Origin of the sequence: Streptomyces marispadix, from assembly GCF_022524345.1 — a bacterium.
Classification (GTDB): Bacteria; Actinomycetota; Actinomycetes; order Streptomycetales; family Streptomycetaceae; genus Streptomyces; species Streptomyces marispadix.
Genome location: NZ_JAKWJU010000002.1, coordinates 6,339,286 through 6,352,659 on the forward strand (window position 1 = coordinate 6,339,286; position 13,374 = coordinate 6,352,659).

Below are 13,374 nucleotides of genomic sequence, written 5' to 3' on the forward strand. Positions count from 1 at the left end.
AGGTCGTGTACGGTCTGCCACGACTCGCAGACGTCCGCCGCCGGCACAGGCTAAGGCGACCGGCGCCGGCTGCGGGCCGATTGACGGCGGTCCCCGTGGTGGCGAAGGCCGGACTAGCAGCCCGCGAGCACGCAGGGAGCCGCGAGCAAGCAAGGGCAGCCGACGGGCACCCAGGCCGCGCCCGCCGCCCCGGACCGCAGGAGGAGACAGGCCGCCGGGACTCCTCCCGAGGGGCGACGCGGCGTCCGGCTCGCCGTGAATACCCTGCGGATGCGACGACTGCCGCAACGACCACGACTGGGGGCCCACATGGCGCTGTTCGGGAACGCACACACCATCGATCCGGTGAACGCCCAGCAGGAGTACGGGCGTCTGCTGGGACGGAACGAGCAGGTGCACGCCGCGTTCCTGCTGATACGCGACACGATCCTCTTCACCGACCGGCGGCTGATCCTCGTCGACAAGCAGGGCATGACCGGCAAGAAGGTCGAGTACCACTCGATTCCCTACCGCAGCATCACGCACTTCTCGGTGGAGACGGCAGGGACGTTCGACCTCGACGCGGAGCTGAAGATCTGGATCGCCGGCGACCCCGTGCCGATCGAGAAGACCTTCACCAAGGGCGTCGACATCTACGAAGTGCAGGCCGTGCTCACGGAGTTCGTCACGCACTGACGATCCCGCGCCGTACACCGGCGGGCCGGGCGCGTGGATGTGCCCATGCGCTGCGGGGCCGCGCGCCCCCGATGTGCACCCGTTCGGCCTGAACTGCGCCTGTACGGGCGGGAGTCGGGCCCATAGCGTCACGCGCGATCAGCTTCTGGCCGACGCCGAACGAAGCGAGGTACGCCCGTGCCGCCCACCGCCGCGGAAGCGCCCGACATCCTCTCCCCGCAGTTCGCAGCCGACCCCTACTCCTCGTACCGCGTTCTGCGCGAGGACTTCCCGCTGCTGTGGCACGAGGCCACCGGCAGCTACATCCTCTCCCGCTACGAGGACGTCGAACGCGCCTTCCGCGACGAGGTGTTCACCACCCGCAACTACGACTGGCAGCTCGAACCGGTTCACGGGCGGACCCTGGTGCAGATGAGCGGCCGGGAGCACGCGGCGCACCGCGCGCTGGTCGCCCCCGCGTTCCGCGGCAGGATGCTGGAGGAGAAGTTCCTTCCGGTGATCGAGCAGAACGCACGCGATCTCATCGAGCCGCTGCGGGGCGCCGGTTCGGCCGACATCGTCGAGGACTTCGCCACTCACTTCCCGATCAACGTGATCGTGGACATGCTGGGCCTGGACAAGTCCGAGCATCCGCGGTTCCACGACTGGTACACCGCGATCGTCGCCTACTTCGGCAACCTCGCCCAGGACCCTGAGATCACGGAGGCCGGTCACCGTACGCGCGACGAACTGGCCGCCTACATGATCCCGGTCATACGCGAACGCCGGGAGAACCCGGGAGACGACCTGCTCTCCGCGCTGTGCACGGCGGAGGTCGACGGCACCGCGATGACGGACGAGGACATCAAGGCGTTCATCAGCATCCTGTTCGCCGCGGGCGGCGAGACCACCGACAAGGCGATCTCCAGCCTCGTCGGCAATCTGCTGCGCAATCCCGGGCAGTTGGCGGCCGTGCGGGAGGACCGAGAGCTGATCGCCCAGGCACTCGCGGAGACGCTGCGCTTCACACCGCCGGTCCACATGATCATCCGCGAGACGGACGACGACGTCGAACTCTCCGGCGGCACCATCCCCGCGGGCTCCACGGTCGACTGCCTTATCGGGGCGGCCAATCGGGACGCCTCGCGCTTCGCCGACCCCGACTCCTTCGACATCTTCCGTGACGATCTGCCCGCACGGTCGGCGTTCTCGGCGGCGGCTCGGCATCTGGCGTTCGCGCTGGGCAGGCACTTCTGCGTGGGCGCGCTGCTCGCCAAGACCGAGGTCGAGGTGGGCGTAGGGCAACTCCTCGACGCTATGCCCGAGTTGACCCTGGAGAAGGACTGCACGCTCGTCGAACGAGGGTTGTTCACCCGCGGTCTGGAGTCCCTGCCGGTGCGCTTCGCACCCGGCGGCTAGCGGAGCACAACCTGGCGGCAGGCACGGCGCCTCAGCGACCTGTACGGCCGAAGCACCGGCGGCGCCGGGCAGGTGCGCCGCACCGGTCACTCCTCGGCGGAGCCCGTCCCGGTCACTGCCCGGCGGACGCCGTCCCGGTCACTCCTCGACGGCCAGCTCGTCGTAGTCCACGAGCCCCGTCTCCTCCAGGACGTCGAGGTGGTCGAGGACGATCGAGTTGTGCCTGGTCGCCAGCGACCTCACCATCGAGTTGCGGGTCTGGTCGCGTACCAGGCTCACGAGGTTGATGGCCACCCCGTTGCGCTTCCGCAGATGGTTGACGAGGACACGGTCGAACTCGTCGCCCTTCGCCTTCTCGATGTCGTCCAGATACTTCTGCTCTGTGCTGCTCGGACGGTTCGGCAGCGCCACCTTCAGCGTGCGGCCCGCCTGGATGACCCGCTTGTCCAACTCGGTGTCCCCGTCGATGAGATGGTCGCCGACGGTCCGCACCGACCTGCGTTCGCTGCGCTCCCGCGCGGCGCGCCCGGCGGGCAGTTCCCACAGTCCCGCGCTGCGCACACTCCGCAGGAAGTCACGGTCGAGCGACGTAAGTGGCCCATATTCCGTTTTCCAGACGCCTTTGCCGTCGTCTTGCCATCCGGCTCTGGAAAGCGCGGCGGACCGGTTCCCGTCGAAGAAGTAGATGGGAACAAGCAGAGCGGCGAGTGTCGCCATCAGTCCGAAAACGACCAGAACGGTGCCGGCCGCTCGGCCCGACGGTATGGCAGCACGCATCTGTTTCCCTCTCCAAACACATCCGCGTAGTGCGGGGATATTAATGCAGTGCGTGACGCTGCCGTGGAGGCTTCGTCCAGATCTGACAAAGCAGTTTGACCTGCCCCGATATGCGGTGTGGAGCGGAGAGACGGTCCAGGGGGTGCGCTTCGGGCACCTGGAGCACGGCGACTGCGGCTCCCGGCCGCTGCCGCCGGCGGCGGGCTCGCGCAGGTCCGGATGCTCGTCGGACAGCTCCCGGACGAAGGGGCACCATGCGCTCGGCGATGTCCTGACGCGTCCCCTCCTCGGCGTCGGCGGGCAACGCGTCCAACTCGCTGCCTGTGGGGTCCTCGGGCAGGCTCCGCAGCATCTCCGCCCACGCCTGCCGGGGGCCGGTCCGAGGACTCGCGTCATCACCGCGAACAGGGACCGGTCGGCCTCGGACATCTCCGTCCGGGCCACCGGGGCGAACTCCGGCGGCAGGCCGGCGGGCAGCGACTGCCGCAGAATCAGGCCGAGTTCGGCGCGGCAGCAGGCCAGTCGGGGCGCCGAGGCGGTGAGCACCGCCGTGCTTCGAACCACGACAGCGCACTCCGCGGGACCGCCGCCACGGTCACCGGCAACCGAGGACACGAGGAGACAGGGCTCCCGTGCGGGGGGTTCTTCGGGGCTCCGCGTCAGGACGGGGCGAGGACGCAGAACTCGTGTCCCTCCGGATCGGCCAGGCACGTCCACGGAACGTCGCCCTGGCCGACGTCGAGATCGCCGGCACCGAGGGCCCGCAGCCGGGCCACCTCCGCCGCCTTGTCGTCACCGGGGTACGGCAGCAGATCAAGATGTACGCGGTCCGGCACGGTCTTCACGCCGGGCGTGCGGAGGAATTCGAGATACGGGCCGGTACCCCTCGCGGAGCGCAACACCGCATGATCGTCGGTCACTTCGTGCAGGACCCAGTCCACCGCCTCGCCCCAGAACCGGGCCATGGCCCGCGGGTCCGCGCAGTCGGCCACCACCGCGGCGATGGGCCCGGTGTCCCGGTAGCTCTCCCGAGGCTCCAGCACACAGAACTCATTGCCCTCCGGGTCGGCGAGGACCGTCCACGGCACTTCGCCCTGGCCCACGTGGGCGGGCGTCGCACCGAGAGCCTGGAGACGCGCGACCAACTCCGCCTGATGTTCCGCTGAGTCGGTGGCGAGGTCGAGGTGCACACGGTTCTTCGTCGTCGTCTTGCCCTCCGAGACCCTGACGACGTCTACGCCCACGGCGACCGGGTCCGGCCAGACGAAGTCGCCGACCGGCCCCACGTAGGAGGTCACCCCGGGAGTTCCGCCGGAAACACTCCAGCCGAGCGCCTCCGCCCAGAACCGGCCGACCGCCGATTCATCGAGGGCCTTGATGTTCACCTGTACAGGTCGCAGTGCCATGCCGCCGATCCTATGCACCCCTTTACAACGACAACCGCAAGTCGTCGCCCGACAGAGATCTCCATGGCAGGGCGCGAGTCAGCCGTGTACCGGTGTCGGCCCAACGGACTGGGGCCCAATGGAACTTGGAGTAATTCGGCGGACGGCCTCGTTCGGCGCTTGAGGCTGCTGATGCGCGGGGGACTTTACGAACTCAGAACTATGGCAGCGCCGATTCGCGAGCAGTGGCTCCTTGCGCTCTTGTGGAGACTGCGAGCGCTCGTCACCCTGGAACAGACAGGCAGGTCCCGCCACTTCGAGTCGGGGGAGCGGACGGATGTCTGAGCGTGACAGCGGTTTACGTCTCAATGGGCAACGCCTTTGGAGCCTTCTGCTCGACCGAGTTCTCCTCTACACCCGAGCGAAAGTACTTCGCGGTGGCCCCCCACCACAGCCCGCAGAACGCCACGGCGGCCTCATGCTCGGTGGGCAGAACGCGCTCACCGAGGCGGAAGCGCGAACATGGGCCCGGAGTGGCGAGACGGTTCTCATCGACCCAGCGCGATATGAGACCCACTTCGCAACAGAAGAAGAGCCTTTCCATCTTCCTCCAGAACTGCCCGAACAGTTGGAGCTACTTCCCCAGGATCGGACCCTCGCCGGTTATCTTCAGCGCCAGCGCGCGAGCAGCGGACTGTGGCTCGCTCTCACGCCGACCGGCTACTTCGCCCCGGGGGCCAGGAGGGCCGTCCGGGCCGCGGTCCGTCAGGTCAAGTACGAGACCGACGAAGAGTCGACGGTGCTCTCACTTCCTCTCGACCGCCGGTGGCTGACAGACGAAACCGCCGTGGACTTTCTGATCCGGGAACTCGGTTCCCTTGTCTCCCTCAAGGCATTCGTCCTCGGCGCGGACCGCAATCCGCTGGAGCGAGTGGGCACGGCCCGTGCCCTGCGTCTGCTGCTCTCCGAAGTCCCCGGTGCGGCATTGATCCGTACCGATCTCGCCGGTCTCGACGCGGTCGCTCACGGCGCGGTCTTCGCCGCCATCGGCACACGCAGCTCGCTGCGACACGCACGTCCGCCCCGCAACGGCGGCTTTCCACCGCCCGGACGTCCGGCGTATGTGCTCCATCCCCGGCTGATGCGGTTCATGCGGAACAGCACCCTGATCGAGAAGTACGGAGCTCGCGCCGCCCCCACATGCGGCTGCACATACTGCGAGGGACGGCCGCTGACCCGTTTCCAGGACACTGAAAAGGGCGCCGCTGAAGCGGAACTTCACAACATCGCCGTGCGGACTCCCTGGGATGCGCGAATACTTGAGCCGGCCTCCGAAACACAGCGCCAAGCGGTGTGGCGGCAGATGTGCGTGGAAGCCCTCGCCGACTACAGCGATCTCAACAGAGAACTCGGCTATGAGGCATTCACCCCGGACCCGGCACTGGAGACCTGGGCCGGCGTACGGTGAGCCGCTCGCATTCCGCAGACGGCAGGCGCTGATAAACCTGCTCGGAGAACCGCCAGGCCGCCTCGGTGTGCCGCGCATCCGTCATCACGCGGGGCAACGCCACAACCTGCGGTTCCCCGTGTACGGGCCCGTGTACGACGCCGTGCCCGTACCACTCGGCACGCAACTGCCCGAACGCATCGACTCGTGATCCGGTGACGCGCAGCCCCGTAGCCGGAGCGTAGGAGGCATACCTTCCCGCATCGGCCACCGCGGCACCGGTCAGCCTTCGCGTGCTCACCAGCGCCAAGTCGACTCGCAACGGCGGAACAGCAAGCCGCTCCACCGATCCGTCTGCCACGGACACCGACCCCGCAGGGCACTGCCGCAGCACGTCACGCTCCCGCGCCGTCAACGACTCCAGCGGGACCGGCGCCCCGGCAGGCAGGCTCAGAAGCAGACGGAACAGCGCCAAGTCCCTGCTGAGCGGGCGACGTTCGCAACCTAGCGGGGCAGCGACGCAGGTCCGACGCCGGACATGCTCGGCCTCGTCCAGCCGGTAGAACACATGCGCCCTGGAGCCTCGCGCGGTCAGTTCCGTGACCCGCGTACCGGATCGCAGCGCTCCGAGCAGAGCCTCGCCGTACGGTTCCATCTCGCCAGCATCGGAAAGGATCACCGACTCGCTCCCTGATCTCCCGCTTAGGCAACGCAGTTGACTGACTTCATCACGCCCGGTTCCGCAATGCGAGGCACACATGCGCAAGGCTTCGGTCAGGCGCACAGAACGCTAGAGTGCGCCCCCGCATCGCCCGCGCCCGCCCCAACGGGCCCATGGCCTCGGCAAGATCCGTATCGGCCGGCCCGACCACGGCGCCGCGCCGGGTTTCCGTCGTAGGCTCGATCCCGCACGTGAGGGACAGGAGCTGAGATGGCCGAGACGACTCAGAGCCGGACGACGGTGGCCGAGGTCATGGCCGAACTCGCCGAGCTCGACGACCCGAAGACGCGCGCTGTCAACGAGAAGCACGGTGACGATCACGGGGTGAACCTCGGCAAGCTGCGCGCCCTCGCGAAACGGCTGAAGACGCAGCAGGAACTCGCGTGCCGCCTCTGGGAGACCGGCGACACCGCGGCGAGGCTGCTGGCGCTCCTGATCTGCCGCCCGAAGGCGTTCGGACGCGACGAGTTGAACGCCATGCTGCGCGAGGCGCGCACCCCCAAGGTGCACGACTGGCTCGTGAACTACGTGGTGAAGAAGAACCCGCACTGCGAAGAGCTGCGCCTGGCCTGGTACGCCGACCCTGACCCGGTGGTCGCGAGCGCCGGCTGGGCGCTGACGACCGAACGCGTGGCGAAGAAGCCCGAGGGTCTCGATCTCGCGGGGCTGCTCGATGTCGTCGAGGCGGAGATGAAGGACGCCCCGGACCGGTTGCAGTGGGCGATGAACCACTGCCTGGCTCAGATCGGGATCGAGCACGAGGAGCACCGCAGTCGTGCGCTCGACATCGGTGAACGCCTGGAGGTCCTGAAGGACTATCCGACGTCCCCGGGCTGCACATCTCCGTTCGTGCCCGTCTGGATCAACGAGATGGTCAGCCGACAGCGCGCCGAGTAGGCACGACGGCAGGTGTGCGCTGCTGACACCGCGCCCAACCGTCCCTGTCCCGACACCCCGCCGACTACCGCCGACTGGAAGAGAATTGACCACAGACGAGCGCCGTGAGCGATATGCGAAGGCGCTGTACGCGACGCTCGGGTTCAGCGCCGAACGCCACCCTTGGACGACCCTGGCCCCGGCCCGGCGCGAGGTCTGGTACCAGCGGGCCGATGCCGCGATCGCCGTGGCCGACGAGGAGATCGCGGAAGCGGTTCGCGCCTCGGGATAGCCCGGCAGGGGCGCGCGGTCGCCTCGCCGCAGCCGGGCCGGGAGATGCGGCCAAACGGGACATCCGGGGCCGTCACGCAGAGAGCGCGATTCAGCGAAACCCCCGCACCCGTGGCCCGCGTCCTTCCTCGTGATCGCCCCCCGCGCACAGGAGAAGAGACCATGACCGACGACCACGCCGAGCGGACCCACGAGCAGCGCGACGAGCAGCCCGACGGGCAGTCCGTCGAGAAGTCCGACGGGCAGGGCTGTCAACACGAGCCCTGGTGGGCGGGTCTCGGGACGCGGGGAGCCGTGGGGCTGGTCGTCCTCGGGGGCATCGCGGCCGCGTGGACCTTCCTCGCTCCCGCCGCGGGGCTCGGCTGGCTGCCCTTCACCCCGGAGGAGGCGGCTACGGGCTACTACCAGGCCGCCAAGGTCGCCGCCATCGGCCTCGTCATCCTGGGCAGCGCCTTGCTCGGCCGTCGCTCCCGTGGCGCGGGAGCCGAGGAAGCGAAGCGGCCGGAACGCGACTGACGGCGCGGCCCGGATCGCGGCGAGCGTGGCGAACCGCGAGGAACCACCCGGCGACGGGGCGGTGAGGCGCGCTCACCACCAGCCGAACGCCAGCCAGGCGAGGAAGGGTGCGACGACGATCGACACGACGCCGTAGGTGAGAAGCTGGCGGAACAGGCGAGGCCGCACCGACGGTTCGGCCGCTCCCAGGATCAGGCCGCCGGTGATGCCGAGCGGATTTATGTCGACGAGTACCGAGGCCAGCGCCAGGGCGAGTACGCCGCCGACAGGTGAGACGCCGTCGGCCACCAGCGGAGGCAGCAGCGGCATGGTCGTCACGAACACCGCGACGGAGCTGGCGGCGAACGATGTGATGCCCGCTATGTAGCAGAGCACCAGCAGGCTGAGCACCGGCGACCCATGGACCTTCAGCAGCTCGCTGATCTGCTTGAACGCACCGAGATCCTCCATCAGACCCACGTACGTCAGCAGGCCGCCGATCAGCAGCACCACGCCCCACGGGATTCGCGAGACGATCGCTCCGGGCTTCAGCCGTAGCACCAGTTGCAGAATCAGCGCGGCTGTCAGGCCGAGGTAGCCCACGTTCATCTCGAAGCCGACCGAGAGTACGACGACGGCGAGCAGGCAGAGCACCGTGAGGACGCGGGTTCCACGGCCGCCCGGTGTCGCTTCGGAGGACGGTTGGGCGCCTGCCGTCTCGGTGCCCTCCGCCGCGCTGTACGGACGGGGCGCCTCCTGCGGCTCTCCTGAGGTGCCCACAGGAGAGGCACCCTCGACCGGGCGGCACGGGCACCGTGATGTGGGAGATGCTGCACCGGCACGTGGCCGACCCCGACGTGGTCGTCCAGGCCATGTCGGCGCGCACCGTCAAGGTGATGGTGGCGCGAGGCGCCGGACTCGGCCTCCTCGCCGGGTTCGAGACCTCGGCCGACATCAACGGACTCGTCTGGCTGCCGCTGCGCGACGCGGACCCCGTTCACCTGTGCCTGACCCAGCGTCAGGACGGGCTGCCCTCGCCGTCCGCCCTCATCGTGCGGCGGCTGATACGGGCCAGAGCCGACGAGTTGACGGAGTAGCGGCCCCGGTAGCAGGCCGTGCCCCCGAACGCCCAGGTCAGCACCCGGTCCCTCAGCAGCCCGTGTGCGGGTCCCGTTCGTGTGTGGCCTCCGTCGGCACGGCGAATGGCTGGCAGCCCGCCGAGTACGCAGGTCACCCCGGTGGGCGTGGCAGTCTTCGGCGCGTCTCGAAGCCGTGTTGGACTGGGCAGATCGCTGGTCATGGCGGTGCCGGCCGGCGTCATCGCACTGGACATACGTGGCCGTCCACGGCGTGACATCGAGGATGCGGAGGCAGCCCGTGGCGCAGTCGAGAGACGACGACCAACTCGCCGGGCGCCTGGTGGCCGTGGCGGCGCTGGGCCTGGTGCTGATCATTCCGCCGTTGCTCACGCAGTTCGACCGCCCGGACCGGGTCTTCGGCGTCCCGGTGCTCTGGGCGTACCTCTATATCGTCTGGGCGGTCGTGATCGGCCTGGTCGCCGTCCTCGGCGGCAGATCGAGGTAGTGCCGTGCTCCAGACCTGGGTCATCGTCGTCGTCTCGGTGGGATACCTCGGTCTGCTCTTCGCTGTGGCCTCCTGGGCGGACCGGCGGGCAGACACCGGCCGGAGCGTGATCAACAACGCCACCGTCTACGCGCTGTCCCTCGCGGTGTACGAGACCGCATGGGGCTTCTACGGCAACGTGGGCACCGCAGCCACATCCGGGGTCGGCTTCCTGTCGGTCTATCTGGGCCCGATGCTGATGTTCGCCCTCGGCTGGCTGGTGTTGCGCAGGATCATCCGGGTCAGCCGAAGGCTGCGGATCACCTCGCTCGCCGACTTCGTCTCCGCCCGCTACGGCAAGAGCGCCGCGCTGGGCGGCGTGGTGACGATCATCGCCGTCGTCGGGATCGTTCCCTACATCTCGCTTCAGCTCAAAGCGATCTCCAACACCTTCGAGATCCTTCGCCGCCACCCCAAGATCACTTCGACCTCGGAGCTGGGCCACATCCCGCTGTTCCAGGACACCGGCTTCTATGTGGCGCTGCTGCTGGCCGCGTTCACCATCCTCTTCGGCACCCGCCACCTGGACACCACCGAACGGCATGAGGGCATCGTCGCCGCCATCGCGTTCGAGTCCGTGGTCAAGCTCGTGATGTTCCTGTCGGTCGGGATCTTCGTGACCTTCTGGGCGTTCGGCGGGTTCGGCGACCTCTTCTCACAGGCGGCGGACGCCGACCTCACCGAGCTGTTCACGGTGCGGGAGAAGACCGGGTACGGCGAGTGGATCTGGCTCAATGTGCTGTCCATGCTGGCGATCGTGCTGCTGCCCCGGCAGTGGCAGATGATCGTCGTCGAGAACGTCGACGAGGGGCACCTCAAGCGGGCGATGTGGCTCTTCCCGCTGTATCTGCTCGCGATCACCTTCTTCGTGCTTCCGATCGCGGCCGGGGGGCTGCTGCGGTTCGGTAAGTCCGTCGACGCCGACACCTACGTACTGGCGCTGCCGATGGCCGACGGGCCGCAGGTACTCGCGCTGCTCGCCTTCATCGGCGGCATCAGCGCGGGGACCGGCATGATCATCGTCGAGACGGTCGCGCTCAGCACCATGGTGTCGAACTCGCTCGTCATGCCCCTGCTGCTGCACACCAGGTCCCGGCTGGCGCACCAGACCGACGTCGCCGGGCTGGTGCTGGGCATCCGCCGGGTGACCATCGTGCTGGTGCTGCTGCTGGGCTATACGTACTTCCGGCTCGCCGGGGAGGGTTCGGCGCTGGGATCGATCGGCACGGTGTCGTTCGCGGCGGTGGCGCAGTTCGCGCCGGCGATCCTGGGCGGCCTGTTCTGGAAGGGCGGCACCCGCAGTGGCGTGCTGGCCGGTCTTGTGGCGGGGTTCGCGGTGTGGGCGTACACGCTGCTGCTGCCGAGCTTCGCCGACGCCGGACTGCTGCCGTCCTCGTATCTGCGTGATGGCCCGTTCGGCATCGAACTGCTCCGGCCGCAGCACCTGTTCGGGCTGGAAGGGATGGACCCCATCAGCCACGCGATGTTCTGGAGTGCGCTGGTGAACATCGGCGGGTATGTCGCGGTCTCCCTCCCTCGCCGGCCGGCCGAACGCCTCGGAGCGGGCGTCGGCCATGCAGTTCGTGGAGGTTCTCGCGGAGCCCGTCAGGGAGCGGCGGCGCTGGCAGGTCCGTGCCACGGTCGGCGAGCTGGATGCGCTGCTGGAGCGCTTCCTCGGCCGTGACGGGGCACAGCGGGCGCTGCGTTCCTACTCGGGAACCCGGCCCGAGTCACCGGGCGCCGAAGCGGCCCCCGAACTGGTCCACCACGCCGAAGCCCAGCTCGCCGGCTCGGTCGGCGCGGCGTCCGCGCGGCTCGCGGTCGACGCGGTGGCCGGAGAGGAGCACATCGACACCGATGACGTGATGGAGATGATCGGTGAGGCGTCGCAGCGGGTCGAACTGGTCCGGCGGCGGCTGAAGTTGCTCTACGATGCGACCGGGGGCATCGGCACGACTCTCGATGTGACGCGTACGGCGGAGGAGCTGGCGCAGGTCGCCGTCCCCCGCTTCGCCGACTTCGTCACCGTGGAACTGGCCGAGTCCGTGCTGCGGGGCGACGAGCCGGGCGTAAACGGCTCCAGCATCTACACCCACAACGGTTCCGTGCAGATGAGGCGCCTGGCCTCCAACGGCATCCGCGACGACGCGCCTCTCTTCGCGACCGGCGGCCTGATCACTTTCGTGCCGACTTCGCCTCCCGTGCGCAGCATCGAAAGCGGACAGGCCGTGCTGGTGCCTCGTCTGGGTGAGTCCCGCGGGTGGCAGGCGGTGGACCAGGTGCGGGCCGACCGCATCCTCGACTACGGCATCCACTCGCTGATCACGGCGCCGCTGCCCGCCCGCGGAGTGCTGCTGGGCGTCGTCAACTTCTGGCGCTCGGAGAAGCCCGAGCCCTTCGAGCAGGACGATCTCTTCCTCGCGTCCGAACTGGCCGCACGCGCCGCCGTCTCCCTCGACAACGCACGCCGCTACACCCGCGAGCACGGCATGGCCGTGTCCCTGCAACGGAGCCTGCTGCCCCGCGCGCTGCCCGCACAGAACGCCGTCGAGGTCGCCTCCCGCTACCTTCCCGCGCAGGCGGGCGTCGGCGGCGACTGGTTCGACGTCATCCCGCTGCCCGGCGCCAGGGTCGCACTGGTCATGGGCGACGTCGTCGGACACGGGCTGCACGCCGCCGCCACCATGGGGCGGCTGCGCACCGCCGTGCACAACTTCTCCGCCCTCGACCTTCCTCCCGACGAACTCCTCGGCCACCTCGACGAGTTGGTGGCCCGCATCGACCAGGACGCGGCCACGGCCGGCGACGACACCACCGTCGCGGGCGCCACCTGCCTGTACGCCGTCTACGACTCCGTCTCCCGCATGTGCGCCATGGCCAGGGCAGGTCATCCGACGCCCGCGCTCGCGCACTCCGACGGGAGGGTGGAGTTCCTGGAGGTACCCTCCGGCCTGCCCCTCGGCATCGGCGGACTGCCCTTCGAAGCAACGGAGTTGCGGCTCCCCGAGGGCAGCAGACTCGTCCTGTTCACCGACGGCCTCGTCGAGCGCCGCGACCAGGACATCGACACCGGGCTCCGGCTGCTCCGCGAGACCCTGGCGCACGCGGACCAGGCGCCCGAGCGGACCTGCGACGCCGTACTCGACGCGCTGCTCCCGGAATCCCAGAGTGACGACATCGCGCTGCTCGTCGCCCGCACGCAGGTGCTGAGCGCGAGCCAGGTCGCCGAGTGGGAACTGGAACCGGACCCCGCCGCCGTTCGCCGCGTACGTGCCGCAGTCACCGAACTCCTCGCAGAGTGGGGGCTGGAGGAGCTGATGGACACCACGGAACTGATCCTCAGCGAACTGATCACCAACGCCATGCGCCACGGCGAAGGGGCGATCAAAGTGCGGCTGCTGCGCGATCGCACGCTCTACTGCGAGGTCTTCGACCACAGCAGCACCTCACCGCATCTGCGCTACGCCGCCACCATGGACGAGGGCGGACGCGGCCTGTTCCTGGTGGCCCAGTTCGCCGAACGCTGGGGCACGCGCTACACCGAGGACGGCAAGGTCATCTGGGCCGAGCAGACGGTGCCGGAGTCGCACGGCGGCTGACGCGGGTACGTCTTTCTCGGCGCCGTCCCCGCTGCCGCCCTCCTCGCCTGGCTCCGATCGTGACCCAGAACCGATGCGGGGCGGTCG

At 69.0% G+C, this 13,374-nt stretch carries 13 protein-coding genes; 10 read left to right on the forward strand and 3 right to left on the reverse strand.

Annotated features, from left to right (window positions below):
• Positions 1-309: 309 nt before the first annotated feature.
• Both MMA15_RS26335 and MMA15_RS26340 read left to right on the forward strand, forming a co-directional pair.
• A complete protein-coding gene (locus MMA15_RS26335; RefSeq protein WP_241062656.1) occupies positions 310-675 on the forward strand; it encodes a PH domain-containing protein in 366 nt (121 codons plus the stop codon).
• 177 nt (positions 676-852) lie between these two features.
• The gene (locus MMA15_RS26340) at positions 853-2,073 is read left to right on the forward strand and encodes a cytochrome P450 (RefSeq protein WP_241062657.1); all 1,221 of its coding nucleotides are present in this window, start codon (positions 853-855) and stop codon (positions 2,071-2,073) included.
• A 138-nt stretch (positions 2,074-2,211) separates the two neighbouring features.
• Here the strand turns inward: MMA15_RS26340 and MMA15_RS28355 are convergent, their stop codons facing one another.
• Positions 2,212-3,279 carry a DUF4142 domain-containing protein gene (locus MMA15_RS28355; RefSeq protein WP_308290630.1) on the reverse strand — a complete coding sequence of 356 codons (1,068 nt, stop codon included), beginning with the start codon at positions 3,277-3,279 and terminating at the stop codon, positions 2,212-2,214.
• Between the two features lie 230 nt (positions 3,280-3,509).
• Positions 3,510-4,256 carry a VOC family protein gene (locus MMA15_RS26350; protein WP_241062659.1) on the reverse strand — a complete coding sequence of 249 codons (747 nt, stop codon included), beginning with the start codon at positions 4,254-4,256 and terminating at the stop codon, positions 3,510-3,512.
• 316 nt (positions 4,257-4,572) lie between these two features.
• Between MMA15_RS26350 and MMA15_RS26355 the strand changes: the two genes are divergently transcribed.
• The 4 genes from MMA15_RS26355 (at position 4,573) to MMA15_RS26370 (ending at position 8,086) form a co-directional block, all read left to right on the forward strand.
• On the forward strand, positions 4,573-5,703 hold the full coding sequence (locus tag MMA15_RS26355; protein WP_241062660.1) for a hypothetical protein: 1,131 nt from the start codon (positions 4,573-4,575) through the stop codon (positions 5,701-5,703).
• Positions 5,704-6,613: 910 nt separating this feature from the next.
• Positions 6,614-7,300, forward strand: a complete 687-nt coding sequence (locus tag MMA15_RS26360; RefSeq protein ID WP_241062661.1) for a DNA alkylation repair protein — start codon at positions 6,614-6,616, stop codon at positions 7,298-7,300.
• 85 nt (positions 7,301-7,385) lie between these two features.
• A complete protein-coding gene (locus MMA15_RS26365; RefSeq protein ID WP_241062662.1) occupies positions 7,386-7,571 on the forward strand; it encodes a hypothetical protein in 186 nt (61 codons plus the stop codon).
• Between the two features lie 161 nt (positions 7,572-7,732).
• Positions 7,733-8,086 carry a hypothetical protein gene (locus MMA15_RS26370; RefSeq protein ID WP_241062663.1) on the forward strand — a complete coding sequence of 118 codons (354 nt, stop codon included), beginning with the start codon at positions 7,733-7,735 and terminating at the stop codon, positions 8,084-8,086.
• 72 nt (positions 8,087-8,158) lie between these two features.
• Here MMA15_RS26370 and MMA15_RS26375 read toward each other — a convergent pair whose 3' ends face one another.
• Positions 8,159-8,845 carry an SLC13 family permease gene (locus MMA15_RS26375; RefSeq protein WP_241062664.1) on the reverse strand — a complete coding sequence of 229 codons (687 nt, stop codon included), beginning with the start codon at positions 8,843-8,845 and terminating at the stop codon, positions 8,159-8,161.
• Here MMA15_RS26375 and MMA15_RS26380 point away from each other — a divergent pair.
• From MMA15_RS26380 to MMA15_RS26395, 4 genes are all read left to right on the forward strand, one after another.
• Positions 8,749-9,162 carry a LysR substrate-binding domain-containing protein gene (locus tag MMA15_RS26380; protein ID WP_241062665.1) on the forward strand — a complete coding sequence of 138 codons (414 nt, stop codon included), beginning with the start codon at positions 8,749-8,751 and terminating at the stop codon, positions 9,160-9,162. The genes MMA15_RS26375 and MMA15_RS26380 overlap by 97 nt on opposite strands.
• 280 nt (positions 9,163-9,442) lie before the next feature.
• Positions 9,443-9,649 carry a hypothetical protein gene (locus MMA15_RS26385; protein ID WP_241062666.1) on the forward strand — a complete coding sequence of 69 codons (207 nt, stop codon included), beginning with the start codon at positions 9,443-9,445 and terminating at the stop codon, positions 9,647-9,649.
• Positions 9,650-9,653: 4 nt separating this feature from the next.
• Complete coding sequence (locus tag MMA15_RS26390; RefSeq protein WP_241062667.1) at positions 9,654-11,372, forward strand: sodium:solute symporter family protein; 1,719 nt, start codon at positions 9,654-9,656, stop codon at positions 11,370-11,372.
• Complete coding sequence (locus MMA15_RS26395; RefSeq protein ID WP_372498305.1) at positions 11,263-13,287, forward strand: ATP-binding SpoIIE family protein phosphatase; 2,025 nt, start codon at positions 11,263-11,265, stop codon at positions 13,285-13,287. The genes MMA15_RS26390 and MMA15_RS26395 overlap by 110 nt, the downstream gene beginning before the upstream one ends.
• Positions 13,288-13,374: the final 87 nt, after the last annotated feature.

Coding starts and splice junctions, on each gene's coding strand:
- MMA15_RS28355 (WP_308290630.1), bottom strand. CDS start 3,279: ATGTCCGAGGCCGACCGGTCCCTGTTCGCGGTGATGACGCGAGTCCTC.
- MMA15_RS26335 (WP_241062656.1), top strand. CDS start 310: ATGGCGCTGTTCGGGAACGCACACACCATCGATCCGGTGAACGCCCAG.
- MMA15_RS26395 (WP_372498305.1), top strand. CDS start 11,263: ATGCAGTTCGTGGAGGTTCTCGCGGAGCCCGTCAGGGAGCGGCGGCGC.
- MMA15_RS26370 (WP_241062663.1), top strand. CDS start 7,733: ATGACCGACGACCACGCCGAGCGGACCCACGAGCAGCGCGACGAGCAG.
- MMA15_RS26355 (WP_241062660.1), top strand. CDS start 4,573: ATGTCTGAGCGTGACAGCGGTTTACGTCTCAATGGGCAACGCCTTTGG.
- MMA15_RS26360 (WP_241062661.1), top strand. CDS start 6,614: ATGGCCGAGACGACTCAGAGCCGGACGACGGTGGCCGAGGTCATGGCC.
- MMA15_RS26350 (WP_241062659.1), bottom strand. CDS start 4,256: ATGGCACTGCGACCTGTACAGGTGAACATCAAGGCCCTCGATGAATCG.